Annotated in this window: 31 protein-coding genes; 19 read left to right on the plus strand and 12 right to left on the minus strand. The window is 66.7% G+C overall.

Annotated features, from left to right (window positions below):
* Position 1: 1 nt before the first annotated feature.
* A complete protein-coding gene (locus OHA70_RS06375; RefSeq protein WP_328329545.1) occupies positions 2 to 1,042 on the minus strand; it encodes an amino acid ABC transporter permease in 1,041 nt (346 codons plus the stop codon).
* A 90-nt stretch (positions 1,043 to 1,132) separates the two neighbouring features.
* The gene (locus tag OHA70_RS39770; protein WP_442913902.1) at positions 1,133 to 1,219 is read right to left on the minus strand and encodes a putative leader peptide; all 87 of its coding nucleotides are present in this window, start codon (positions 1,217 to 1,219) and stop codon (positions 1,133 to 1,135) included.
* A gap of 356 nt (positions 1,220 to 1,575) precedes the next feature.
* Here OHA70_RS39770 and OHA70_RS06380 point away from each other — a divergent pair, with 356 nt between their 5' ends.
* Positions 1,576 to 2,463, plus strand: coding sequence for a M23 family metallopeptidase (locus OHA70_RS06380; RefSeq protein WP_328329547.1), 888 nt, complete (start codon positions 1,576 to 1,578; stop codon positions 2,461 to 2,463).
* A gap of 30 nt (positions 2,464 to 2,493) precedes the next feature.
* Here the strand turns inward: OHA70_RS06380 and OHA70_RS06385 are convergent, their stop codons facing one another.
* The 3 genes from OHA70_RS06385 to OHA70_RS06395 all read right to left on the minus strand — a co-directional run bounded on the left by OHA70_RS06385 (position 2,494) and on the right by OHA70_RS06395 (position 4,902).
* Positions 2,494 to 2,982: a GNAT family N-acetyltransferase gene (locus OHA70_RS06385; protein ID WP_328329549.1), complete on the minus strand. Its 489-nt coding sequence runs from the start codon at positions 2,980 to 2,982 to the stop codon at positions 2,494 to 2,496.
* A 112-nt stretch (positions 2,983 to 3,094) separates the two neighbouring features.
* On the minus strand, positions 3,095 to 4,216 hold the full coding sequence (locus tag OHA70_RS06390) for a sensor histidine kinase (protein ID WP_328329551.1): 1,122 nt from the start codon (positions 4,214 to 4,216) through the stop codon (positions 3,095 to 3,097).
* A gap of 23 nt (positions 4,217 to 4,239) precedes the next feature.
* Positions 4,240 to 4,902 (minus strand): response regulator transcription factor, encoded by a 663-nt coding sequence (locus tag OHA70_RS06395; protein WP_328329554.1) that lies wholly within the window; start codon positions 4,900 to 4,902, stop codon positions 4,240 to 4,242.
* An 87-nt stretch (positions 4,903 to 4,989) separates the two neighbouring features.
* On the opposite strand from OHA70_RS06395, the gene OHA70_RS06400 reads away from it, so the two are divergent.
* Entirely contained in the window at positions 4,990 to 5,634 is a 645-nt protein-coding gene (locus OHA70_RS06400; RefSeq protein ID WP_328329556.1) for a M15 family metallopeptidase, read from the plus strand.
* 33 nt (positions 5,635 to 5,667) lie between these two features.
* Here the strand turns inward: OHA70_RS06400 and OHA70_RS06405 are convergent, their stop codons facing one another.
* Positions 5,668 to 6,066 (minus strand): hypothetical protein, encoded by a 399-nt coding sequence (locus OHA70_RS06405; RefSeq protein WP_328329558.1) that lies wholly within the window; start codon positions 6,064 to 6,066, stop codon positions 5,668 to 5,670.
* Between the two features lie 241 nt (positions 6,067 to 6,307).
* On the opposite strand from OHA70_RS06405, the gene OHA70_RS06410 reads away from it, so the two are divergent.
* The 3 genes from OHA70_RS06410 (at position 6,308) to OHA70_RS06420 (ending at position 9,147) form a co-directional block, all read left to right on the plus strand.
* Positions 6,308 to 7,024 carry a GbsR/MarR family transcriptional regulator gene (locus OHA70_RS06410; protein ID WP_328329560.1) on the plus strand — a complete coding sequence of 239 codons (717 nt, stop codon included), beginning with the start codon at positions 6,308 to 6,310 and terminating at the stop codon, positions 7,022 to 7,024.
* Between the two features lie 671 nt (positions 7,025 to 7,695).
* The gene (locus OHA70_RS06415) at positions 7,696 to 8,097 is read left to right on the plus strand and encodes a helix-turn-helix domain-containing protein (RefSeq protein WP_328329562.1); all 402 of its coding nucleotides are present in this window, start codon (positions 7,696 to 7,698) and stop codon (positions 8,095 to 8,097) included.
* A gap of 36 nt (positions 8,098 to 8,133) precedes the next feature.
* Positions 8,134 to 9,147, plus strand: coding sequence for a DUF3039 domain-containing protein (locus OHA70_RS06420; RefSeq protein ID WP_328329563.1), 1,014 nt, complete (start codon positions 8,134 to 8,136; stop codon positions 9,145 to 9,147).
* Between the two features lie 43 nt (positions 9,148 to 9,190).
* Here OHA70_RS06420 and OHA70_RS06425 read toward each other — a convergent pair whose 3' ends face one another.
* Positions 9,191 to 9,718, minus strand: coding sequence for a GNAT family N-acetyltransferase (locus tag OHA70_RS06425; protein ID WP_328329565.1), 528 nt, complete (start codon positions 9,716 to 9,718; stop codon positions 9,191 to 9,193).
* A gap of 39 nt (positions 9,719 to 9,757) precedes the next feature.
* Between OHA70_RS06425 and OHA70_RS06430 the strand changes: the two genes are divergently transcribed.
* Entirely contained in the window at positions 9,758 to 10,321 is a 564-nt protein-coding gene (locus tag OHA70_RS06430; RefSeq protein WP_328329567.1) for a helix-turn-helix domain-containing protein, read from the plus strand.
* Here the strand turns inward: OHA70_RS06430 and OHA70_RS06435 are convergent.
* Both OHA70_RS06435 and OHA70_RS06440 read right to left on the minus strand, forming a co-directional pair.
* Positions 10,238 to 10,690, minus strand: coding sequence for a DMT family transporter (locus OHA70_RS06435; RefSeq protein ID WP_328329569.1), 453 nt, complete (start codon positions 10,688 to 10,690; stop codon positions 10,238 to 10,240). The genes OHA70_RS06430 and OHA70_RS06435 overlap by 84 nt on opposite strands.
* Entirely contained in the window at positions 10,687 to 11,010 is a 324-nt protein-coding gene (locus OHA70_RS06440; protein ID WP_328329570.1) for a DMT family transporter, read from the minus strand. The genes OHA70_RS06435 and OHA70_RS06440 overlap by 4 nt, the downstream gene beginning before the upstream one ends.
* A gap of 74 nt (positions 11,011 to 11,084) precedes the next feature.
* On the opposite strand from OHA70_RS06440, the gene OHA70_RS06445 reads away from it, so the two are divergent.
* Both OHA70_RS06445 and OHA70_RS06450 read left to right on the plus strand, forming a co-directional pair.
* A complete protein-coding gene (locus OHA70_RS06445; protein ID WP_328329572.1) occupies positions 11,085 to 11,438 on the plus strand; it encodes a MerR family transcriptional regulator in 354 nt (117 codons plus the stop codon).
* 542 nt (positions 11,439 to 11,980) lie between these two features.
* Positions 11,981 to 13,168: a TerC family protein gene (locus tag OHA70_RS06450; protein WP_328329574.1), complete on the plus strand. Its 1,188-nt coding sequence runs from the start codon at positions 11,981 to 11,983 to the stop codon at positions 13,166 to 13,168.
* Here the strand turns inward: OHA70_RS06450 and OHA70_RS06455 are convergent.
* Entirely contained in the window at positions 13,165 to 13,644 is a 480-nt protein-coding gene (locus OHA70_RS06455; RefSeq protein WP_328329576.1) for a CGNR zinc finger domain-containing protein, read from the minus strand. The genes OHA70_RS06450 and OHA70_RS06455 overlap by 4 nt on opposite strands.
* A 71-nt stretch (positions 13,645 to 13,715) precedes the next feature.
* Here OHA70_RS06455 and OHA70_RS06460 point away from each other — a divergent pair, with 71 nt between their 5' ends.
* The 5 genes from OHA70_RS06460 to OHA70_RS06480 all read left to right on the plus strand — a co-directional run bounded on the left by OHA70_RS06460 (position 13,716) and on the right by OHA70_RS06480 (position 17,500).
* Positions 13,716 to 14,579 (plus strand): alpha/beta fold hydrolase, encoded by an 864-nt coding sequence (locus OHA70_RS06460; protein ID WP_328329578.1) that lies wholly within the window; start codon positions 13,716 to 13,718, stop codon positions 14,577 to 14,579.
* Positions 14,580 to 14,675: 96 nt separating this feature from the next.
* Complete coding sequence (locus OHA70_RS06465) at positions 14,676 to 15,023, plus strand: VOC family protein (protein ID WP_328329580.1); 348 nt, start codon at positions 14,676 to 14,678, stop codon at positions 15,021 to 15,023.
* 36 nt (positions 15,024 to 15,059) lie between these two features.
* Positions 15,060 to 16,268: a hypothetical protein gene (locus OHA70_RS06470; RefSeq protein ID WP_328329582.1), complete on the plus strand. Its 1,209-nt coding sequence runs from the start codon at positions 15,060 to 15,062 to the stop codon at positions 16,266 to 16,268.
* Positions 16,243 to 17,094: a TrmH family RNA methyltransferase gene (locus OHA70_RS06475; RefSeq protein WP_328329584.1), complete on the plus strand. Its 852-nt coding sequence runs from the start codon at positions 16,243 to 16,245 to the stop codon at positions 17,092 to 17,094. Before OHA70_RS06470 ends, OHA70_RS06475 begins: the two co-directional genes overlap by 26 nt.
* 10 nt (positions 17,095 to 17,104) lie before the next feature.
* A complete protein-coding gene (locus OHA70_RS06480; protein WP_328329586.1) occupies positions 17,105 to 17,500 on the plus strand; it encodes a VOC family protein in 396 nt (131 codons plus the stop codon).
* Here the strand turns inward: OHA70_RS06480 and OHA70_RS06485 are convergent.
* On the minus strand, positions 17,468 to 18,262 hold the full coding sequence (locus OHA70_RS06485; RefSeq protein ID WP_328329588.1) for a class I SAM-dependent methyltransferase: 795 nt from the start codon (positions 18,260 to 18,262) through the stop codon (positions 17,468 to 17,470). The two genes, OHA70_RS06480 and OHA70_RS06485, sit on opposite strands and share 33 nt — an antisense overlap.
* A gap of 170 nt (positions 18,263 to 18,432) precedes the next feature.
* On the opposite strand from OHA70_RS06485, the gene OHA70_RS06490 reads away from it, so the two are divergent.
* The gene (locus OHA70_RS06490) at positions 18,433 to 18,729 is read left to right on the plus strand and encodes a putative quinol monooxygenase (protein ID WP_328329590.1); all 297 of its coding nucleotides are present in this window, start codon (positions 18,433 to 18,435) and stop codon (positions 18,727 to 18,729) included.
* Positions 18,726 to 19,517 (plus strand): isocitrate lyase/PEP mutase family protein, encoded by a 792-nt coding sequence (locus OHA70_RS06495; RefSeq protein WP_328329592.1) that lies wholly within the window; start codon positions 18,726 to 18,728, stop codon positions 19,515 to 19,517. Before OHA70_RS06490 ends, OHA70_RS06495 begins: the two co-directional genes overlap by 4 nt.
* Here OHA70_RS06495 and OHA70_RS06500 read toward each other — a convergent pair.
* Positions 19,506 to 20,795: a DNA-3-methyladenine glycosylase 2 family protein gene (locus OHA70_RS06500; protein WP_328329594.1), complete on the minus strand. Its 1,290-nt coding sequence runs from the start codon at positions 20,793 to 20,795 to the stop codon at positions 19,506 to 19,508. The two genes, OHA70_RS06495 and OHA70_RS06500, sit on opposite strands and share 12 nt — an antisense overlap.
* Positions 20,796 to 20,878: 83 nt before the next feature.
* Here OHA70_RS06500 and OHA70_RS06505 point away from each other — a divergent pair, with 83 nt between their 5' ends.
* From OHA70_RS06505 to OHA70_RS06520, 4 genes are all read left to right on the plus strand, one after another.
* On the plus strand, positions 20,879 to 21,424 hold the full coding sequence (locus tag OHA70_RS06505; protein WP_328329596.1) for an AAA family ATPase: 546 nt from the start codon (positions 20,879 to 20,881) through the stop codon (positions 21,422 to 21,424).
* A 48-nt stretch (positions 21,425 to 21,472) separates the two neighbouring features.
* Positions 21,473 to 22,162 (plus strand): RraA family protein, encoded by a 690-nt coding sequence (locus tag OHA70_RS06510; protein WP_328329598.1) that lies wholly within the window; start codon positions 21,473 to 21,475, stop codon positions 22,160 to 22,162.
* A gap of 13 nt (positions 22,163 to 22,175) precedes the next feature.
* Positions 22,176 to 23,012, plus strand: a complete 837-nt coding sequence (locus tag OHA70_RS06515) for an oxidoreductase (protein ID WP_328329600.1) — start codon at positions 22,176 to 22,178, stop codon at positions 23,010 to 23,012.
* 92 nt (positions 23,013 to 23,104) lie between these two features.
* Positions 23,105 to 23,470 carry a hypothetical protein gene (locus OHA70_RS06520; RefSeq protein WP_328329602.1) on the plus strand — a complete coding sequence of 122 codons (366 nt, stop codon included), beginning with the start codon at positions 23,105 to 23,107 and terminating at the stop codon, positions 23,468 to 23,470.
* Positions 23,471 to 23,522 lie beyond the last annotated feature (52 nt).

The raw sequence follows: 23,522 nt of genomic DNA on the forward strand, positions 1-23,522 counted from the left end.
GTCATGAGGCGACCCCCGCTCCGGGTCGTGCCGTGGCCTTGGCCTGCAGGGTCCGCCAGGTTCGGCGGACCCGCTGGATCGGGGTCGGGGGCAACGAGCGGCTGGTACCGCGGGCGAAGTACCGCTCGAGGTAGAACTGCGCGATCGACAGCAGGGTGGTGAGGACGATGTACCAAACCGTTGCCACCATCAACAACGGCACCACCCGGCTGTTGCGGCCGTAGATCACCTGTACTTGATAGAAGAGCTCCGGGATCGCCATCACCGAGACGATCGAGGTGCCCTTGAAGAGCTGGATCACCTCGTTCGCGCCGTTCGGCAGGATCGAGCGCATCGCCTGCGGCAGTACGATCCGGAAGAACTGCCGGCTCCGCGGAATGCCGAGGGCCGCCGCTGCCTCCGACTGCCCCTGGTCGACCGAGATGATGCCGCCGCGGATGATCTCGGCGGCGTACGCGGCCTGATGCAGCGCGAGCCCCAGTACTGCGGCACCGAGCGGCCCGAACAGGTTGTTCGTGCTGAACCGCACGAACTCCGGTCCGAACGGGATACCGATGCTCAGCTCCTGGTAGAGATAGGCCAGGTTGAACCAGAACAGCAGCTGGACGATCAACGGGATCGAGCGGAACACCCAGATGTAGCCCCAGGCAACTACTTGCAGGAACGGGCTGCTGGACAACCGCATGGTCGCGATCACCGCGCCGAGCGCGAAGCCCAGAACCGTTCCGTACAAGGTCAACTGCAGCGTCACCGCCAGCGCCGAGAAGATCGTCCTGGTGGTGAAGAACTGGAAGAACGTGGGCCAGTCCCAGCCCGGGTTGGTGATCAGGCCGTGCGCGAACATGGCCAGCAGCACCAGGACGACGGCGACGCCGACCCAGCGCCAGGGGTGCCGGCGCCCGATCACGGGCAGGTCGGCGTCTTGCAGGGCAGGGCTGTGCGGTGGGTCGGTGGCGGCGGTGGCCGAGGTCAGCGAAGTGGTCGACACAGTGAGCTCCCGGGCGGCGGGCAGGCGGGGGACGCCGAACCCGGTAGCGGGCACGGCGCTGCGGACGGTTCCCGGTCACGGGCCGTCATGAGACGTGTGCTTCAGGCGGAGGTCTGCCTCGGAAAGGGGGGCCTCAGAGAGCGGCTAGAGCCGACAGAGGGCGCTGGAGACGCGCTGCAGATCGATGTGGAGACGGTAGTAGGCGAGTTCGCGCCGGGCTGGTTCTGACATCACCGTCTCCTTCCTTGGGGCCTGATGATCCCAGTATGAGATGTGAATGAAAGGGAAGTAAGTCAGTCGACAAACCTCTCATATTCTGGACGCCCTATAACGGGTCCGGAGGGCTCCGGACAGCTATGACCCAGGTGATCCCCGTCACGGCGTTATTCAACTACCCACGGGTCACCTCCACGCCTGAGCGGCGACAGTTGGCGCGGTTTTGATTACCATCCGTGACCGAATTCGGTGATCTGATCGCAATGTGCGTTTGAGGAGACCGTGACCTCCTCGTTATGGTCGATGAGCCGCTGGGGATGACCCTGGCGGCAACTCGACTCTGGAAGGCTCTCGTGTCCCCTCACCATGACGTGTCGGAAGCAGGACGTACGGCACCTCGTCGTACTCCGGCCGGCGCGCGTCGGGTGGCGAAGCACCGCCTGACCCGCCGTACTTCCGTCCGTGGCGTCCAACTGGTCGGCCTGACGGCTGCCCTCGCGGCCGCCGCCGGCACCAGTGCCGTCGCCCTCTCCCCCTCAGCCGGTCCGGCCAGCGCCGGTACCAGCGCCACCGCAGGCCAGCTCGAAGCGATGACCGCAGCCCGGGTCGAGCGCCGTGACCTCGCCTCGCGGGACATGGCACGCTTCGACCTGTCGCTCGCCTCCACCCGCAAGACGCAGACCGACGCGGCCACCATCGCCAAGGCTCGTCAGGCGAAGCTGACCGCCAACGCCACGCTGACTGCCCGCCGCGCACTGGCGCTATCGGCTGCCAAGGCACAGGCTGCGGCGAAGGCCAAGGCTCTCGCCAAGGCAGCCGCTGCCGCCAAGGCTGAGGCCCTTGCCAAGGCAGCGGCCGCACCGAAGGTCGTGCTGCCGACGACCGGCTACCACCTGACGGCCGGCTTCGGCCAGGCGGGCGGACGCTGGGCGGCGAACCACACCGGCCTCGACTTCGCGGCTCCGATCGGTACGCCGATCCGCTCGGTGATGGCGGGTGAAGTGATCCAGGCCGACTACGAGGGCGCCTACGGGCGTCAGGTGAAGGTCCGTCACGCCGACGGCACCGTCACGTCGTACAGCCACATGTCGGAGTTCGACGTCTCCGTGGGTGACACGGTCAAAGCCGGCGACCAGGTCGGCGCGATCGGCGTCACCGGCAACACGACCGGCCCGCACGTGCACTTCGAAGTACTGCCCGGTGGCGGCAGCCCGATCGACCCGAAGCCTTGGCTCCGGGAGCACGGGCTGAACCCGTAATCAGAGATCCCTGGCTCAGAAGCCCCTGGCTCAGAGGTCCTTGGCCAGCGTCAGCTTGTCGACGTACTGGCCCTCGATCAGGAACTCACGTGGGTGGGTTCCTTCGAGGATGTAACCGTGGCGCTCGTAAAGCCGCCTTGCGACGGTGTTCGTACCGTGAACGTTCAAGGTGATTTTGCGGGCGCTGCGGCGCGTCCCCTCCTCGGTCGCCGCGGTGAGCAGGATCGACCCGATCCCGCGCCCCTGCGCCTCCTTGGCCACGGCCACCCCGTTGATGGAGAGCACGCCGTTGCCCTCGGGGAACGTGTACTTCTCCTGTAGCCGGAGATAGCCCAGTACCTCGCCGTCGTCCTCGGCGACCAGATGCGCGTCCGGCCCACTCCGCTCGTTGAAGAACCCGCTCTTGTCGGTCGGCGTCATCGACGGAAACCCCGACGACGCATCCCACACGGTCGACTCGATCGCCAGCAGCGCCGGCTCGTCCGCCTCGACGGCCCGCCGCACAGTCACCTCACCCATGCCCCAATCCTCACCCGAGACAGGTCCACCGGACCTCCACCACACACCAACCACGGCAAACCCCGGCCTAGGCACCCCTCCCACGCGGAAGCGGCCGCCACGCCGACGCCCGTCACGGAGTTGGTGTGTGGTGGCGGTCCGGTCTGGGAGTTGCCGGGCGCAGACGGACTGAGATATTGAGACCGCCGGTTGGTTGGGCTGCCAAATCGAAGGCGCCGCCGTGGGCAGTGGTGATGGCGGCCACCAGGGCGAGGCCTAGGCCGTGGCCGCTGGGTTGGCCCTGGCGTTTGGCCAGGCGGGCGCCTCGGGTGAAGGGTTCGGTGAGGGTGGCGGCCTTGGCGGGGTCGATGAGTTCGCCGGTGTTGACGACGGTCAGCCGGCCATCGGCCTGCACGGTCAACAGCGCAATACCGGCGACCGGAAGGTTGTGGCGGATCGCGTTCTGGCCGAGGTTGACGATCAGTTGGTGCAGCAGCGTCTCGTTGCCCTCGACGATCGAGCCCTCGATCGACGTACCGAGCGTGACGCCGGCCGCCTCCGCCTCGGGTCGCAGCTCCTCGACCGCCCGCCGCGCGACCGACGCGAGATTGACCGGCTCGAGCTCGACCTTCCGATTGCCGAGCGACGCCAGCGCCAGCAACGCCTCGACGATGTCGATCCCGCGCTGATTCGTCTCGTCCAGCCGGCGCGCCAGCTCCCGCACATCCTGATGATCGGGATCCGCGATCGCCACCTCGAGCATCGTCTTCATCACCGCGTGCGGTGTGCGCAGCTCGTGCGAGGCGTTCGCCGCGAACCGCCGGTACTGCGTGAACGCCCGCTCCAGTCGCTCGAGCATCTCGTCGAACGTGTCAGACAGATCCGTGAACTCGTCGCGCGGTCCACCCAGCCTGATCCGATGGTCGAGCGATCCGCTCGCGGCCAGCCGAGCTGCCGCTGTGATCTCCTGCAACGGCCGCAGCATCCGCCCAGCGATGATCCACCCGGCGCCCATCCCGATCGCGGCCAGCAACGCCAACGCGTACAGGGTCAGCTTGACGACGGTGTCGAGGATCTCGCCGCGCGTTGCGACCGGAGTCTGGTCGTGGGGGTTGGCCGCGGTCAGCGGGTAGTTCGGCACGAACCGCATCACGGCGTAGATGATGATGCCGATCACGCCACCCGCGAGCACCAGCAGCAACGCGTAGCTCAGCGTCAACCGGAGCCGCACGGTCAACCGCGGCCGCCAGCTCATCAAAGGTTCCGCGGACGCAGTACTCATGAGTCGCCGATCCGGTAGCCGACGCCTGGCACGGTGTGGATCACCCAGGGGTCGCCGAGCCGCTTGCGCAGCGTGGAGATCGTGATCCGGACCGTGTTGCTGAACGGATCGGCGTTCTCGTCCCAGGCCCGTTCGAGCAGCGTCTCGGCGCTGATCACTCCACCCTTGGCCGTCATCAACACCTCCAGTACAGAGAACTGTTTGCGGGTCAGCTTCACGTAGTGCCCGAACCGGTAGACCTCCCGCCGGAACGGATCGAGGCTGACCCCGGCGTACTCGATCACCGTCGGCGCCGACTCGGCCGGCCTCCGAGCCAGCGCCCGCAGCCGCACGACCAGCTCGCGCAGCTCGAACGGTTTGGTCAGGTAGTCGTCGGCGCCGACCTCGAAGCCGCTGATCTTGTCGTCGAGCTCACCGGCCGCGGTGAGCATCAGGATCCGTACCGGCAATTGCTGGGCGATAATCCGGCGGGCCACCTCGTCACCGTTCGGCGGCGGGATGTCCCGGTCGAGTACGACCACGTCGTACTCGTTGATGCTGATCGACTCCAGCGCCGTCTCGCCGTCGAAGGCGAGGTCGGCCGCGATCGCCTCCAGCCGCAGCCCGGCCCGGATCGCCTCGGCGAGGTAGACCTCGTCCTCCACGACCAGAACCCGCATGACCACCATTGAAGCAGGCCGGGTGTATCGAAAACGTATCCAGAAACGTTGACGCTCCGGCAACGTCCTCAGTTGTTGCCTGGAGCCATGGTCCCTGACGAACTCGTTGCCACCCGCAAGAAGATGCGCCGGCTCACCGTACTGGTCGCGGCGGCGGTCGTTGCCGCGGTCATCTGTTTCGCCCTCGCCGCCTGTACTTCGGTCGACAGCACGCAATCCGCTGCCTCCGGCACCGGCTCTGGCCCTGGCTCTGGCCCTGGCTCGGTGAAATCGAGCAAGCAGCATCGCGGTGAGCCGGGCGCGGCTGACGGCGTACTGCCTGACAACGCGTCGCCCTTCGACACCTCGCTGCCCGGGGTGGCGAACCTGAATCCTCAGCTGCTGAAGGCGATCCAGGATGCCGCCCGGGCCGCCGAGAAGGCCGGGATCAAGCTTCGTCTGACCACTGGCTGGCGGAGCAAGGAGTACCAGAAAGAGCTGCTGGACAAGGCGATCAAGCGCTACGGCAGCCGGGAGAAGGCCAGCGAGTACGTTGCTACGCCGGAGGAATCGCACCACGTCACCGGCAACGCGGTCGACGTCGGGCCGACCGACGCCGACGACTGGCTGAACCGCAAGGGCGCCCGCTTCGGGCTCTGCCAGACGCTGGCCAACGAGATCTGGCACTTCGAACTGGTCACGACTCCGGGCGGAACCTGCCCACCCATGAAGAGCACGTCCAGCAGCAGGTAGACCTTCCTCCTGCTGCTGGACGGTTGGTGCGGGTCATGCGGCGTCGAGTGCTCCGGTGATCTTGCGAGCCATGTCGGTCAGTACCGGGCTCGGCGCGCCCTGGTGGGTCTGCGCCGCCTCGATCGCGAGGACGACGGTGCTGCGGAAGTTGTCGGCCTCGGCCGGGGCCTGGTCCTTGAGCAGGGTCATGGCCGCGGTCAGGGCCGGCAGGACGTTGTCGGCCATCTCGGCGACGGTCTTGCCGCCGAGGTTCATACCCTTCGACTTCTCGTTGAGCACGTGGCCGACGAGACCGGTCGCGGAGGTCAGCGCGATGGTGCCGTCGGTGGCGACCTTGTGCGGCTTGCTCGCGGCAGCGGCGATCAGCGAGACGGCGCCGTACGCGGCGGTGCGGAGGGTGATCTTGTCCTGGTCGTTGAGGGTGATGCTCATGGTCGTTCTCCTTGCGATGTTTTGTTTGGGAATCTCTGAACAAGAAGAACGCTACATTGCGTTCAGAGATCTTGCAATACTTATTTCTGGCCGGCTTGCCTTATTTGCGGCGGATCTTGGCTTGTTTTGCAATGGGTATGGTGGTGAACGCAAAGGCTTTTGGGGCATTGCATTGCAATGGCCTGAGGGTGAATGCATACTTGGCGGACGTCCTTCGACCGCGACAGGAGACTCCGTACCGATGCCTGGAGGCAGACTCACCGAGGAGGACCGCCGGTTGATCGCCGCGGGCCTGGCCGAGGGACTCGGCTATGCCGAGCTGGGCCGGCGACTGGACCGCCCCGCCTCGACGATCATGCGAGAGGTCACCCGCAACGGCGGCCCCGACGACTACCAGGCCGACCGCGCGCAACAAGACACCAGCACCCGCGCCCGGCGCAACAACCAGCCCCAACCACCGGCGCCTTTGGTTGTGGACAACAGCTACGGACGCGACCCCCAAGCGGTCCAGGACTTCACCGAGTCCTTCACCGACCTCCTGGTCCAGCAAGGCCTGCCCAGAATGGAGGCCCGAGTGATGGCCTGCCTACACATCACCGACTCCGGCGCCCTCAGCGCCGCCGACCTGGTCCAGCGCCTCCGCGTCAGCCCCGCATCCATCTCCCACGCCGTCGCCTTCCTCGAACAACAAGGAATGCTCGTCCGCGAACGCCTCCCCGGCGAACGCCGCGAACGCTACGTCATCGACGACGAGATCTGGCTCCGCAACCTCCTGGCATCCCTCCAAATGAACAACGCCCTCATCGCCGCCTCCCGCCAGGCCACCAAGATCCTCGGCCCCACCACCCCTGCCGGCGACCGCTTCGACAAGTCCGCCGAACTCCTGACCCTGGTAACCAAAGCCCTAAAACAAGCAATGGAAGACTGGCGCCACCACCTAACCACCCGCCCCAACTAACCCCACGCCTGCTCCGATAGCCGCTCCTACGTCGCGTCCGTCGTCGCTAGCTCCCACCCACCCCGGGACGCAGGCTCCTCCGTCGCCCGCTTTGCGAGTACGGCGTGGTCGGCCGTGCCATGTCTGCTGGATGTAGTGGGCTCAGTGGCGCCGACCGCATTGACGACGGCACCTGTGGTTCCCCCACGCCATCTCCGACGGCCGCTCCTACGTCGCGTCCTTCGTCGCTAGCTCCCACCCGCCCCGGGACGCAGGCTCCTCCGTCGCCCGCTTCGCGAGAACTCCGTGGCTGGCCGCGCCACGTCGGGTAGACGTCTGCGCGGCTACTTGCGTTTGCTGCGTCGCATACCGGCCCTTCACATGTCGATCGCCGGCTCGGTCATAGGAGAAGCAACCATGGGCGCCCCAGAACCGGAAGGTGCGCTGGCCGATACCCATCGGGCAGCATCGCCGACGAACTGACTGACCTGAACCTGGAGATGGGTCTGTACTGACGTCTTGCCCATCGGGGGAGCCATGACTCACACGCATCGGATCGACGTGAGTGGTGAGGTTGTCACCGTCCTCGTCCTGCTGCGCTTGGCAGCCCTCTCTTGAGACTTCCTCATAGATCCCGTAGAGTCATCTGTGACATCTGAGTCACTTATGACATTTAGCCGGGTGAGACGCCTATGAAGACGACCTTTGAGACCGCCAAGATTCCCGCCGCTCAGCTTGAGGAGCTCGAGCAGTTCGCTCGGGAGCGCACTGTCCCTGAGCTCCGTGACGCTCTCCTGATCGTCGCTCGCTGCGTCCGCGAGTCCGCTCACCTGATCGTCAGCGACGCCAGCCAGACCCTGACGCCGAGTGAAGCGGCCAAGCACCTCGGTATGAGCCGTACGCACCTTTACAAGCTCCTCGATGCCGGCGAAATCCCTTTTCACCATGTCGGTCGTGACCGACGGATCGAGATGCGCGACCTTCTCGCCTTCGAGGAGAAGCGCGACGTGGCCCGTCGAGAACTGGCCGAGCGTTTCGCGCAGCAGCGTGCGACGACCGAGACAGCAGTCGACGAGCTCGCAGCTGAGCTGTAACCGGCGAGTAGGCAACCAGTTCGGCAGAATGCCTCGATGCACAATCGCCGCGCCCGCCCGACACTTCGAGTGCTCGAGGAAGACCTGATCTCGGACTGGGGATCGGCTCGACCTCGACGCCTGCTGGCAGACCGCGAGTACGCGGGACTCCATCCCCTCAGCGAACTTCCCCACCCCATCGTGGCCAAGGCCGTGGAGTCCTTCGGCACGGATCCAGACAACGACAACCACGCCGGAGCCATCAAGAGTTCGGTCGAGATCCCGCTGCTGGAGATCAAGAACTCCCAGTGGCGGGGCGGCATCTGGACGGACACCGACGACGGCGTCTGCTGGCTGCTGGTCGCCGGCCTGGCAAAAGGAGGCCATGAGGACCGGGATGACTTCTACCGCCGGGTCGAGCGAGAAAACGACTCGGGCGCGTCAGCGAAGTGGCTGCCGACGGATGATGACCGGCGCCTGCTCAGGCAAGAGACCGCAGCGCGCCTAACGCTCGAGTGGGAGCTCGGTCTTCAGCGGCGAATCCTCCAAGCGCTCGAAGCGATTCACACCGGTGGGAGCATCCGCTTCCCGGTGCCGCACCCATCGCCCAAGCAGCCAAGGGACCTCGCAGAGGTCGAGCTGACGGTCGACCTGGTCCGCGACAGCGACATCAGTACCGACGATGTCGTGGTGGAGGTTCGGCCTCGCCCAGGCGCCAGCTACGCATGGGTCACGAAGCTCGAGACGAGGATGCTGATCTCGATCAACCCACCCGAACAAGGATGGGACACCTCCGGAAATCACCTCTTCTCGAACATGGCAGAACCTGGCGCCTGGACCGAGCGCATCGTCGAACTGAAGGCGCTGTGCGAAGCGAACGAACTGGCAGTCTCCGAGCCGGGGACAGCAAGCCACTACACACATCGCGCCGGTCTGGTCAGCAGCACCATTGACGGCCGAGCCGTTCGCGCATTGTGCGGCGTCTACTTCGTCCCAACCCAGGATCACGAGCGGCTCCCCCAGTGCGACACCTGCGCGACGCGGTATTCGAACCTCCCCCAAGACGTCTGACAGCAGTTGCCACCAGCAAGATCCTGGGTGGCAGTCGCGCTTCTTAGGTTGGTTCAGTAGGTGGGTCGTCGGTGGTCGCCAAGCGGCGTTGGGTCCAGTGGACGTCGTGCCAGGTGTTGTGTTTCCAGCCTATTTTTCGGTAGGTGCCTATGGGTTCGAAGCCTAGGGCGGTGTGGAGGCCTTCGCTGGCGGGGTTGGGTAGCGTCATGCCGGCTACGGCTGTGCGGTAGCCGCGGGCGGTAAGGCGGTCGAAGAGGGCTTCGTACAGGGCTCGGCCTCCGCCGGTACGACGGCGGCCTTGCTCCAGGTAGATGCTGACTTCGCAGGACCAGCGGTACGCCGCGCGCGGCTTCAGCACCCCGCCGTACGCGTAGCCGACGACCGTACCGTCGTCGTCCTCGAGGACCAGCCACGCGTGCGTCTGCACAGCGGTGGCGATCCGGGTGGCCATTTCGTCAACCGTCGGTGGGTCGAGTTCGAAGGTGATGGCGGTGTCGCGGACGTATGGCGCGTAGATCGCCACGCAGGCCTCGGCATCCAGTTCTGGAGAAGCATCCCTGATCTTTCCCATGTCACGATAGTAGCCATAGATGACGCTATAGTGGCAAGGATGAATGATCCGCTCTCTGCCTCGCTTGCGGCGACGGTGCAGGCTGCGCGCCTCAGCCGCGAGTTGTCGGTCAACGCGCTCGCTGATCGGTCCGGGGTCTCGCGGGCGATGATCGGCAAGATCGAGCGCGGGGAGGCGCAGCCGACCGCAGTACTGCTGGGCAGGCTCTCAGGAGCACTCGGGCTGACGCTGTCCGAGCTGGTCGCCCGGGCCGAGGGAGGTCCCGATGACCTCCTCCGGCGAGCGGAAGACCAACCCGTATGGACCGACCCGGCGACCGGGTACCAGCGCCGAGCGATCTCCCCGATCAGCGACAGCCCGCTCGAGCTGGTCGAGGTCGAGCTCCCGCCAGCAACCGAGGTCTCCTACCCAGCGGACGCCTACATCTTCAAGTACCAGCAGATCTGGGTCCTGGAAGGCAGCCTGCACTTTCAAGAAGGCCCTGTACTTCACCAGCTGGCGACCGGCGACTGCCTGCAGCTAGGCGCCCCCGCCCCGTGCACCTTCATCAACCCCAGCAGCGATCCCACCCGGTACCTCGTTGCCTTGGTCAAAAGTCGCTGAACCATCCGCCGACCGCTCGGGAGCGGGAGATCGGCTCACCCTGTCCGACAGCTTGAGCCAGACGACGCCGGTGACGATCACGGCGAGCCAGCAGGCCTTGGCCGGAGTGAGCGTCTCGTCGAAGAAGACGGGACCGAGCAGCGCGGCCCCGACCGCGCCGATCCCGGCCCAGACGGCGTAGCCGATGCCCATGTCGATGGTGCGCAGGGCGATGCTGAGCGCGAGCAGCGTCAGCAGGAAGAACACGACCGCGACGAGCGACCAGGAGAGCACGGTGAAGCCGTGACTTCCGCCGACGGACAGTGCGTAGCCGACCTCGAAAACCCCCGCGAGTACCAGTACCAGCCATCCGCGTGCCCGCCCCGTCACAGCGTCGATCCGCTGAGTTGAAGTCCGGCGACTCCGACGATGATGACGGCGATACCGAGCAGTTTCCGCCAGCCGAGGCGTTGCCGGAACAGGATCGCGCCGAGGACGGCGATCCCGATTCCGGCGACCGAGGTCCAGACGGCGTACCCGACGCCGACGTCGAAGGTGAGCAGCGCGAGGCTGAGGAAGTACGTCGCGACGCCACCGCTGACCAGCGTCGCCGCGGTCCAGCCCGGCCGGGTGAACCCTTGCGCCTTGCTGGCCGCGATCGCGACGGTGATCTCGAAGACGACGGCGACGCCGAGATAGAGCCAGTGCATTGCGTTGTCCTTTCGTGGTTGCCCGGCCCTCATCGTGAAACCTCACACTGGCGTCAACTGCAAGAATGGTTCTCATGCGGATCGGAGAACTAGCTGATGCCAGCGGCGTCAGCACGCGCTCTCTGCGGTACTACGAGGAGCACGGGCTGATCCGCGCCGCCCGTACCCCCGGCGGCTGGCGCGATTTCGACACCTCCACCGTCGAACGCGTCGTCCTGATCCAGCACCTCTTCGCCGCCGGCCTCTGCAGCGTCAGCATCAACGAACTACTCCCCTGCCTGGAGTCCCCACCCGAAGAACGCACCGGCGTCATGGAGCAACTCCTGGCCGACCAACTAGACCGCCTAGAGTCCAAACGCCGAGACATCAACCGAGAAATAGAAATCCTCGAAGCCCTCCGCGCCGAAACCACCCTCCCCACCGCCTGACAACCGGCCGATCACCACCGAGTCCGGCTGTCGTTCCACAGCTGGTGAGCTCAGACGTCGCGTATCCACACCCGTCCACTCCGCGACCGTCCGGGAGCGGCCGACCTGCGTCGTCACCACGCACACGACAGCTGAACTCACACCCGTGCGCGGGCGACGAAGGACTCCGACGCGGGACCTGCCAACGGAGCAGGTGCAGAGGAAATCACCGCCGCCGTGGCCCGCTCGGTCAGCTCGGTCAGCCAGCATGCTTCGCCACCGCACCGGTGCAAGGCCTGCCCATCCACCAGCACCACCGAGCCGACTCGACCGACCCGGCACGGCACGGCACGGCCAGCCACCGCGTTCTCGCAAAGCGGGCAACGGAGGAGCACGCGTTCCAGGGCGGGCGGGAGCCTGCGACGAAAGGACGCGACGTAGGAGCGGCCATCGGGAGCTGGCGTGGGGGAAGCAGGGTGGGGAATGTGGGTTGGTTGGGGACATTGGATGGTTTGGCGTGATTGGGTGGGGGCGGCTACGCCCCTCGTGATCGGATCTTGGTGATGAGCGCTTCTGGGTTGGTCTGGGTTCTGACGATTCTGGCGATCGTCGGACTGCTTGCCTTCGACTACTTCTTTCATGTCCGGAGCGCGCACGTGCCGACGCTGCGGGAGGCGGCGGTCTGGTCGAGCCTGTACGTCGGGATCGCGATCCTGTTCGGGCTCGGCACGCTCGTCATCGGTGGTAGCGGGATGGGGTCGGAGTACTTCGCGGGATACATCACCGAGAAGGCGTTGTCGGTCGACAACCTGTTCGTGTTCCTGATCATCATGACCAGCTTCCGGGTGCCGCGGGAGAACCAGCAGAAGGTGCTGCTGGTCGGGATCGTCATCTCGCTGATCGCCCGGGCCGGCTTCATCTTTCTCGGGTCGGCGTTGCTGAACACGTTCGCCTGGGTGTTCTACCTGTTCGGCCTCGCGCTCCTGATCACCGCCGGCAACATGCTCAAACCGCAGACCGAGGAGTCCCACTCGGCGCAGAACGTCATCGTCCGGCTGGCGCGCCGGCTGTTCCCGACGACCGAGAACTACGACGACGACAAGCTGATCACGCACCAGAACGGCCGCCGGGTGATGACGCCGATGCTGCTGGTGATGGTCGCGATCGGCGGTACCGACCTGATGTTCGCGCTGGACTCGATCCCGGCGATCTTCGGGCTGACCCAGAACGTCTACGTCGTCTTCACCGCCACCGCGTTCAGCCTGCTCGGCCTGCGACAGCTGTACTTCCTGCTCGACGGCCTCCTGGACCGCCTCATCTACCTGTCCTTCGGCCTGGCCGCGATCCTCGCCTTCATCGGCGCCAAGCTGATCCTGCACGCGCTGCACGAGAACAACCTGCCGTTCATCAACGGCGGCGAGCCGATCGAGGTGATGGAGATCAGCACCGGCCTGTCACTGGTGGTGATCCTGGTGGTGCTGGTGATCACGATCCTCGCGTCGCTGTTCAGCACCCGCGGCCGGACCCAGACGGCGATGGCCAACATCCGCCGCGACGCGCTCGCCTACCTCGACGCGGACTACACCGAGAACGAAAACGAGCGGGAGCGCCTCTTCGTGAGGCTGCAGGAGTCCAAGGAGCACATCGTTGCCCTTGGCCCCAAAGCCAAGCAGATCGTGAAGAACGAGACCGAGCTGATGGAGCTCTGCGCCCGCGTCATCGAGACGCGTCAAACGAGCAATAGATCCTAAGTACTACGAAGTCGATCCTGATGGCGGCGCGCCTTCAGCCGATTGCCGCAGGTTGACATCGAGCACCAGCGGCGGGCATTGGCCTTGCTCCGGTCGATGAGGAACAAGGTGCACTCGGCATCGTTCTCGCACGGCCGCAACCGCCCCTGAACGGCCGCCCAGGCCAGCACGACCCGAGCAGCGAACCGCGTCCCCTCCAGCTTCCACTCCACCCCGGACTCCCCCACCACGGGCACCTGCCGCACGTCCGCGACGAACCGCTGCAGACCAGCCGCCGGCGCCTGACCCCGTACTACGCCCGCGATCGCGTCACGGACCTCGCGGGCCGCGGCCGGCGTACCGGGGATGTCGTGCGCGCGCAGCCAGTCGGTCGCGCCCGCACCGCGCAGCTCATCGGTCGGTACGCCGTCCACGATCGGCGCCGAGTTGAGCAGCTCGAGCAAGGCTGCCTCATCAGGCATAACCGGATTGACCATGTTGACAGGTTACACCCCGAGGGTGTTCGCTAACCCCTGTAACCAGATAAAACATCCAAAGGGGTTAAGTGATGACCGTTCACCACCGCACCGTCGAGGTCGATGGACACGAACTCTTCTACCGCGAGGCGGGCCCGGCCGATGCGCCGGTACTGCTGCTCTTGCACGGCTTCCCGGCGAGCTCGCACATGTTCCGCGACCTGATCCCGTTGCTCGAGGACCGCTATCACCTGATCGCCCCCGACCACCTAGGCTTCGGGCACTCCGCGATGCCGTCGGCGAATGATTTCGAGTACAGCTTCGCGGCGCTGGCCGCCCTGACGACCGCTCTCACCGAGAAGCTCGGCCTGACGCAGTACGCGATGTATGTGCAGGACTTCGGCGCACCGATCGGGTGGCGGATGGCGCTGGAGCACCCGGAGCGGATCACGGCGATCATCACCCAGAACGGCAACGCCTACGAGGACGGGTACGTCGAGGCGATGTGGGCCGCCGTCGTCGCGTACGACGCGGACCCCACACCGGAAAACGCCAAGGCGGCCGCCGAGATGCAGTCTGAGGCCCTGGTGAAGTGGGCCTACCAGCACGGTGTGAAGGACCAGACCCTGCTCAGCCCCGACGCATGGCAGCACGACCTCTCGTTGCTCGCCCGCCCCGGCGCAGAGCAGGTTCAGGTGGATCTAGTCCGCACCTACCTGGACAACTTCAAGCTGTACCCGAAGTTCCAGGAGTACTTCCGTACCAGCCAGGTCCCGCTGCTCGCCGCCTGGGGCGCAGGCGACGAGATCTTCCCGCCAGCCGGCGCCAAGGCCTTCCAGCGCGACCTCCCGGACGCCGAGATCCACCTCCTCGACGCCGGCCACTTCGCCCTCGAATCCAACGCCCCGGAGATCGCCACCCTGATCCGGGACTTCCTCGGCCGCAAGCTGGTCTGAACCCACTCAGGCATGGCGAGGGGGCGTTTTGGGCACCGGGCTGCGTGGGAGAGTGCCGCCCGGACCCGGGTGGCCGCCGAAGAGGTGAGGGCGAAAGTGACGTTCAAGGCAGTGCTTGCGGTGATTCCGGTTCATGAGCTCGAGCCGGCGGCTCAGTGGTACGAGTCGTTCTTCGGGCGGCCTGCGGATCAGCGGCCGATGGACACGCTGGCCGAGTGGCACCTGAGCGACCTCGGCGTGGTCCAGGTCTTCCAGGACCCGTCCCGGGCAGGGCACACGTCGGTCAACTTCACCGTTGACGACCTCGACACCGCCCTCTCGACGCTCGCCGGTTCGGGGATCACCGCCACCGATCCTCAGATCGTCTCCAGCGGTCGCCAGCGCCTGGCCACCACCACGGACGCGGACGGCAACACACTCGGGCTGATCCAGGTCGTCGCCTGACCTCGCCGCCCCCTACGGTTCAGGAAACGTAGGGGGATGCGCGTGCTGCGGAAGTTGCTGATCGGTATCGCCGTGGTGGCGAGCCTGCTGTCGTTGCTGGGTACCGCGCGGTTGGTACTGCCCCGCGGCGAACCCACCGACGGCGCCGTCAAGCAACTCCAGTTCCTTCGGCAAGCGATCGAAGGCGGAGCCGACCAGGACGCTCAAGGGCTGAAGCCCGAGGGGTACTTCTTCATGAACGTGCTCTACGGGCTGTCCTGGGTGCAGGTCGGGCTCGACTCGCCGGTACGCCGGGCCGAGGCGGCAACCCAAGCGCAATGGGCACTCAACCGGCTCTACACGGCCGACGGCACCAGACCCTTCGACCTCACCGGCCTCACACCCCGGTACGGCGTATTCCACGCGGGCTGGACCAACTGGCTCCGCGGCGGCATCGTCGCGCTGCAGCCGGCGGAGTCGCGCGACCTCGCGGAGTACACAAAAGCCTCGACCGAACTGGCGCAGGCCTTCGATGCGTCTCAAACCCCTTACCTGGATGCGTATCCGGGTCAGGCCTGGCCGGTGGACTCGACGGTGGCGATGGCCTCACTCGCCTTGTACGACCAGCTGGCGACGCCACGTTTCCAGCCGACTGTGGAGCGCTGGGTGGCCGGGGTGAAGACGCGACTGGATCCGGCGACCGGGCTGATGCCGCACCAGGTGACGCCGGTGAGTACGGGCGCTCGGGGTACTTCGCAGACGCTCATCCATCGGTTCCTGCTGGAGATCGATCCGGGGTTCGCGCGATCGCAGTACGAGGTGTTCCGGCAGAAGTTCGTCACCGGGCTCGGGCCGGCGATCCGGGAGTTCCCCAAGCGGACCGCCGGGAGTGGGGATGTCGACTCCGGGCCGCTGGTGTTCGGGGTCAGCCTGTCGGCGACGACGGTCGGGCTCGGGGCAGCGCGCGTCCAGCACGACTCATTGGCCGGCGTACTGGCTCGGGAGGGCGACCTGCTCGGAGTACCGGTCAGCGGGTTGCACACCAAGCGGTATGCGCTCGGGCTGGTACCGATCGGCGACGCGTTTCTGGTCTGGTCGGCGACAGCGCTACCGTTTGCCGCCGACCAGCAACCGGAGCTGAACAACGGGTTCAAAGCCTGGTGGCTCCCGTGGCTCGTGCTCGTCTGGCTGCCGAGCCTCGTACTGTGGGGGTTCGTTCGGCTGACCAGACGGAGGACCGATGCCCGCGGCGCAGCGGATCAGTAGCAGGAATGCCCGCTTCCAGGTGTGGGAGGCACTGCTCACCAACCGGAACAAGCGGCTGCGGGCCGGCGAGTTCCTGGTCCAGGGAGTCCGGCCGATCAGCCTGGCGCTCGAGCACGGATGGACCATCCGCGCGTTCCTGTACGACTCGGAGCGGGGGCTGTCTCGGTGGGCCGGTGATCTGTTGCAGGGCAACCGCAGCGTCGAGCGGGTCAGCATGGCGCCGGAGTTGCTGGCTGAACTGGGCGAGAAGGGCGAGACACCGCCTGAGCTGATCGCGGTGGTGGAGATGCCCGCGGATGAGCTCGATCGGATCAAGGTGGGGCCGGACTTCCTCGGAGTCGTGTTCGATCGGCCGACCGGGCCAGGCAACATCGGGTCGATCATCCGGTCCGCCGACGCGTTCGGTGCGGACGGCGTGATCGTCACCGGGCACGCAGCCGACGTTTATGACTCGAAGGCCGTCCGGGCGAGCACGGGGTCGCTGTTCGCAGTACCGGCTGTGCGGGTGCCGTCGCAGCGTGAGGTGATGGCGTGGGTCTCGGAACAGCGCGACGCCGGTACGCCGGTTGTCGTGGTCGGCACCGATGAGCACGGCGAGGCCGACATCTTCGACTTCGACCTGACCCGGCCGACCCTGCTGCTGATCGGCAACGAGACGTCAGGCCTCAGCGCCGCCTGGAAGGAGCTCGCCGACCACCTCGTCCGCATCCCGATGACGGGCTCGGCGAGTTCGCTGAATGCCGCCAACGCGGCGACCGCTGTCCTCTACGAGGTCTCCCGCCAGCGCTCCCATTCGTTCAAGACCGGCGGCGACCGCAGCAGCTAGCGTCGGCGGCATGACAGTTCAACCACAGCCCATGATCGCCGTCCACGACGTCGAGAAGAGCAGTGCCTGGTACTGCGCTGTACTGGGCGCGACGAGCGGCCACGGCGGCCCGGAGTACGAGCAACTCCTCGTCGGCGACGCGATGATCCTCCAACTCCACAAGCTGGAACTCGGCCACCACCACGGCACGATCGGCGACCCCACGCTGCCCGTCGGCAACGGCGTTGCACTGTGGTTCGAGGTCGAGCCCCTGGAGGCCGAGCGCATCAAGGCGACCGGCGCCACTGTCCAGACCGACCTGCACCACAATCCCAACGCCGGCCACCATGAACTCTGGCTCCGTGACCCCGACGGTTACCTCGTCGTGCTGGCGTCACGCAGTGGCGAGGATCTCTCCGTGGAGTAAGGAGATGAAGGCGGCGGGGTCGGCTGCCCAGGCCTGCCAGGCCTTGGAGATCTCGTCGAGCGTTTCTTGCGGTACGCCGGAAGCGAGCGCCTGCTCGGCCATCGCCGACTGGAGGATCCGGTCGGCCCACATGCCGCCCCACCAGGCCCGGTCCTCGTCGGTGGTGAAGGTCCAGTTGCTGGCCGTCGCCTCGACCTTCTCGAAGCCGGCCTCCAGTGCCCAGGAGAGCAGGCGGCGACCAGCGTCGGGTTCGCCACCGTTGGCGCGGGCGAGGCGTTGGTAGAGCGTCATCCACTCGGTGAGCTCGGGCAACTCGGGGAACCAGGCGAAGGCTTGGTAGTCGGAGTCACGGGCCGCGACGATGCCGCCGGGCTTGCAGACGCGGCGCATCTCGCGGAGTGCCTGGACCGGGTCGGCCACGTGCTGCAAGACCTGGTGAGCGTGGACGACGTCGAAGGAGTCGTCGGGCAGGTCGAGGTGGTGGACGTCGCCGACGATGAAGTCGACCGAGATGTCGAGCTTGGCGAAGGTCGCGCGGGTGATGTCGAGCGCGCCCTCGTTCGCCTCGAGAGCCGTCGTCCGACCGGGCTGGACGAGCCGGGCGAGGTCGGCCGTGATGGTGCCGGGGCCTGCGCCGATGTCGAGCAAGGACTGGCCTGGACGCAGCTGCGGCAACAGGTAGCCGGCCGAGTTCTCAGCGGTGCGCCAGCTGTGCGAGCGCAGTACGGATTCGTGGTGGCCGTGCGTGTACACGTTGTTCATGACGGACTCCCTTGTCCTCGGTCAGCACGCTCAGGCTAGCGCTTCATCTTGTTTTGTGAGACATATCGTCTTGAATTATGAGACTGGATGATGGCCGGATATGGCCAGACCGGGACGGCCTCCGCGGGTGATTCTTGAGTCCTGAGAACGCATCCATCAGGAGGAAGAAAGTGCTTGCAAAGGTATTCCCCATCCACCTCAAGGCCGGCAACCAGGCGAAGGCCGAGGAGCTCGTTCAGGCGTTCGCACCGCAAGGGCCCGGGCAGGAGGAAGGCACGTTGTCGTTCCGGGTGTATCGCGATCCTGCGACGCCCGACTACCTGCTGTTCGTGGAGCACTTCGCGGACCAGGCGGCGTACGACGCGCACACCGGCTCGTCGGCGTACAAGGAGCTGATCGCGGGGCAGTTCGCCGAGCTGATCGTGGAGTTCGTCGAGATCGACCACGAGCTGCTGGTCAGCGTATGAGCACCGACCGGAAGGCACAGGCCCGGGCTTTCCGGGCGCTGCATGCAGACGGGCCGCTCGTCCTGCCGAACGCGTGGGACCCCGGTTCGGCGCGCGCGATCGAGGCGGCGGGCGCCAAAGCCGTCGCGACGACGAGTGCAGGCGTTTCGTGGGCCGAGGGAGTCGCGGACGCGGGTGGTCTCACCCGCGCCGCGGCGCTCGCGGTACTGCGCCGCATCGCGGCGGTGATCTCGGTACCACTCACCGCCGATCTGGAATCCGGGTACGGCGCGACGCCGGCCGAGGTCGGCGAAACCGTTGCCGAGGTCATCGAGATCGGCGTCGTCGGCATCAATCTCGAGGACAGCGTCGCGCATGTGCTGAGCGATCCGGCGGTGCTGGCCGCGCGGATCGCGGCGGCTCGCTCAGCAGCGGTTGCCTCAGGCATCGATCTCGTGATCAACGCACGGACGGACACTCATCTGTTCGGCGATGGGACCGGGACGCTGGAACGAGCACGCCTGTACGCCGAAGCAGGCGCTGATGTGCTCTTCGTTCCGGGTGTCGGCGATCCGAAGATCATCCGCGAACTCGTTGCCGGGTCACCGCTTCCGTTGAACGTGATGACGGGGCCCGGCGGACCGACTGTCGGCGAGTTGGCCGCCTTGGGGGTCGCGCGGATCAGTCTTGGGCCGGCAATCAGTGCGGGGGCCTATGGGCTCGCGGCCGCGGCTGCGCAGGAAGTGCTTGCTACTGGCACCTACGAGATCTTGGGTGACTTGGGCAAGCACAACGCGCTACTGCGATAGGTGAAGGTAAGCGAGAGCCCGCCACGGACGCCAGGCTTCGGAGTCCGTGGCGGGCCCTGCAGGAAAGGCATCGCGGGCACCCAGGCGGAGGGCGATGTGGTGGGCGGCGATGTCGCTGATCCCATCGATGCACGTGAGGCTCAGGACGAGGGTTTCGAGTGGTTCACCGCCATCGAGCTTGATGTTGCCTGCGGCAACTTCGTTGGCCAGCGCGCGGAGGGTGTCGCTGACGCGACCCGGCTGGTCGTACCGGCTCGCCAGCGTCTCCGCCGAAGGAAATGCATGGGTGAGTCCATGGCCGAGCCCCGCAACCGGCGTACCGACGGTCTCCACCAACTCCTTGAGCAGCTCGGTCGAATCTTGGTCTCGGACTATTGCTGCGACGGCGATCTCGAACGGGCCCCATGCTCCGGGCACTCGGAGGCCGGGACGGTCTTTGATCAGCGGGCCGATGACGGGATCGCCGCTTAGCTGGGCGGTGGCTAGTACCGGTTCGGTTTCGAGGCCGACGAGTTGGGCTGCGCGTTCCGCGACGTGGATGACGCCTTCCCAGTAAGGGAGATGGGCGCGCAGGAGGAGGTGGTCGGGGCCGCCCGCGGTGATTTCGAGGAGGCCGGGGTCGCCGTCGAGGGCGATCGTGCGGCGGTACACACCGTCGATGACGGACTCCACGCCGGGGATCGCGTGGGTGGTGAGGAAGGCGAGCATCGCGGGCCAGTCGTACGGCGGGGTGTACGGCATCCGTAGTACGAGGCCTCCGTCGGCGGCCAGCCGGTCGGTACGGCGACGACGATCGCGCAGCTCACGTGGGGTCGACCGGAAGATCTCACGCATCGCGCGGTTGAACTGGCGCAGGCTGCCGAAGCCGGACGCGAAGGCGACGTCGGCGATCGTCAGATCCGAGTCGTCGAGCAGTCGACGGGCGAAATGCGCGCGGCGGGAGCGGGCGAACTGGTCGGGCGTGACGCCGAGATGGTCGTTGAACATCCGGCGCAGATGGCGTGCGGACAACCCCAGTCGCGCGGCCAGTGCGGTCTCGTCCGCGTCGTCGAGCACGCCGGTGATGATCAGCTGGACTGCGCGGCAGACGAGTTCGGGGGCTTCGTCGGCGACGGTGCCAGCCACCCGGTACGGACGGCAGCGTAGGCAGGCGCGGTAGCCGGCGGCCTCGGCGGCGGACGGCAGTTCGAAGGTTTCGACGTTCTCCGCGAGGGGTTTGGCGCCGCAACCCGGGCGGCAGTAGATACCGGTGGTACGGACTGCGGAGTACGTGGTCACTCAGCCATGGTGCGGATACCGGGCTAGTCCGTCCAGTCATATCCGGACGGATCCCGATCAGCAGCGGACGCTAAGGTGCCGAGGTGTCGTCGAAGCCCATGCTCATCGTGGTCAGCGGTCCGCCGGGCAGCGGCAAGACCACGCTCGCCCACCGGATCGCGGCCGCCGTCGGCTGTCCGGCGATCTGCCGGGACGAGATCAAGGAGGGGATGGCGCACGCGACGCCTGGCTTCGTACCGGGTCCGGCCGATCCGCTGACGATGCGCACGCTCGCGACGTTCTTCGACGTGATCGGCCTGCTGATCGGCCGCGGCTCGACGGTGGTCGCCGAGGCCGCATTCCAGGATCGTGTCTGGCGGCCGGGACTCACGCCGTTCCTCGGGCTGGCCGAGCTTCGGATCGTGCATTGCGTGGTCTCCGCTGAGGTCGCGCAGGAGCGGATCACCACCCGCGCCGCGGAGAACACCCTCCGCAAGGCGCATGAGGACGGTCACCGTTCCGCGGAGACGTGGCGGCGCGGTCACGATGCCTTCGACCCGATCACGCTCCCGGTCCCGACCCTGACGGTCGACACCACTGACGGCTACCAGCCGGACCTCCCCCGGATCATCCAGTTCCTCGACCGCTAGTACTGCGACCTTCTGGTTCCGTATCGACTCGCTGACTAAAGTCAGGGAATGGATCTGCTGAAGCGGTTCGAGAGTCTGACCACTGCTCATGTCGCCGACGCCTGCCTGCGCGCGGACGTTCCGGTGCGGACGGTGTCGCTACAACCCGTCACCTCCTGGCGCGTCGCCGGCCGGGTACTTCCGGTACGCCACGTCGGGAGCGTCGACATCTACTTGGAGGCATTCGACTCGGCCGAGGCCGGTGACGTGCTCGTCGTCGACAACGGCGCGCGCCGCGACGAGGCCTGCGTCGGCGACATGGTGGCCGAGGAGGCGAAGGCTGCCGGCCTCACCGGGCTGGTCATCTGGGGTCTGCACCGGGACACGGTCGACATCCGGGCGGTCGGCCTGCCTGTGTACAGCCTCGGCGCGCTTCCGACCGGGCCGCTCCGGCTCGATCCCCAGGCGCCGGACGCGCTGGAGTACGCGGTCGTCGGCGATTGGACGGTCACGCGCGCTGACGTAGTACTGGGTGACGAGGACGGTGTCATCTTCATCCCGGCCGACCGGGCCGAGGAACTGCTCGACCTCGCCACCTCGATCCAGGCGACCGAACGACGCCAGGCCGAGCTGATCCGCTCCGGTACTTCGTTGCGCCGGCAGGTCGGTTTCGACGCCTACCTCGCGGCACGCAAGGAGCGTCCGTCGCTCACGTTTCGCGAGCATCTTCGCGGCGTCGGTGGCGCGATCGAGGAGTGAGTAGGCTCGATGTGTGCCTTCACCTGAGCTGACCGCGGCTGCCGCGGGGACCTGGAAACTCGGCGGCTTCACGGTCAACCGGATGGGCTTCGGCTCGATGCGGCTGGCGGGCAGTCCGGATCGTGAGGTCGCGCTCCAAGTACTGCGGCGCGCGGTCGAGCTCGGCGTCAACCACATCGACACGGCCGCGTTCTACGGGCCGGCGCTCGACCTGATCCGGGAGGCACTGTCGCCGTACCCGGAGGAGCTCGTCATCACCACCAAGATCGGGCCGGGCGACAGCCCCGAGCGCGGTTTCTACAACGCGACGACGGCGGCCGAACTCCGCGTCCAGCTCGACGAGAACCTGCGCCGGCTCGGCGTCGACCACCTCGACGTGGTCAACCTGCGGATCATGAACCAGCCCGGCGAGTCACTGGCCGAACGCTTCGGCTGGCTCACCGAGTTCCGCGACGCCGGCCTGATCCGCCACCTCGGCATCTCCAACGTCAGCCCGCATCACCTCGACGAGGCCGAGGCGATCGCCCCCGTGGTCTGCATCCAGAACCGCTACTCGATCGAGACGTCCCGCTCCGACGACGCATTCATCCAACTCTGCGCCGATCGTGGCGTCGCCTACGTCCCGTTCTTCGCCATCGCCGGCGCGACGGGCGCGGCAGCAACCGCAGTACAAACCGTCGCCGCCTCCCACGGCGTAACGGAACAACAGATCCGCCTGGCCTGGACCCTCCACCAATCCCCCAACGTCCTAGCCATCCCCGGCACCGGCAACCCAGCCCACCTCGACCAGAACATCGCCGCAGCCGCCATCATGTTGTCTACGGAGGACCTCACCCTCCTGAGTGCCTGACCCACCTGGCGACGTCATGCGACGGGTCGTTCACCAGCGGCCTGAGCAAGCCGCGCAAAGGCGATGAGATCTATTACCTGGCGCCATCAGTGGTGAACAAGAGCCGACAGACGCTCGAACTCGTCGCGGTCGAACCGCAGACAGTCGACTCCGGGATGGAGTTCATCGAGGCCCGGATCTACCCGGAGCCGGACCGGATCGACGGACCCTGGCTCGCCTGGTCGCCCGGCGCAGAGGACCAGTCGAGCCCACCGAGCCTCCCGTCCAAGCCGATCGGCGGCCAGCAGATCGCGCCCAAATCGACCCTCGCCGGCATCATCTACCTCCGCTACCGAGTCACGTCCGACCAGCGCCCGTTGCGGTCATCCGGCGTCAAGATCACCTACCACCGAGGCTTCCGCAACCACACCCAGGTACTGGACGCAAATTACGAGGTCGTCCTCCCGACCAGCCCCTAACGGCGCTCGCCACTCATTGGACTCCGGCCTACCCTTCACGGTTGCGACCTCT

Source organism: Kribbella sp. NBC_00382, from assembly GCF_036067295.1.
Lineage (GTDB): Bacteria > Actinomycetota > Actinomycetes > Propionibacteriales > Kribbellaceae > Kribbella.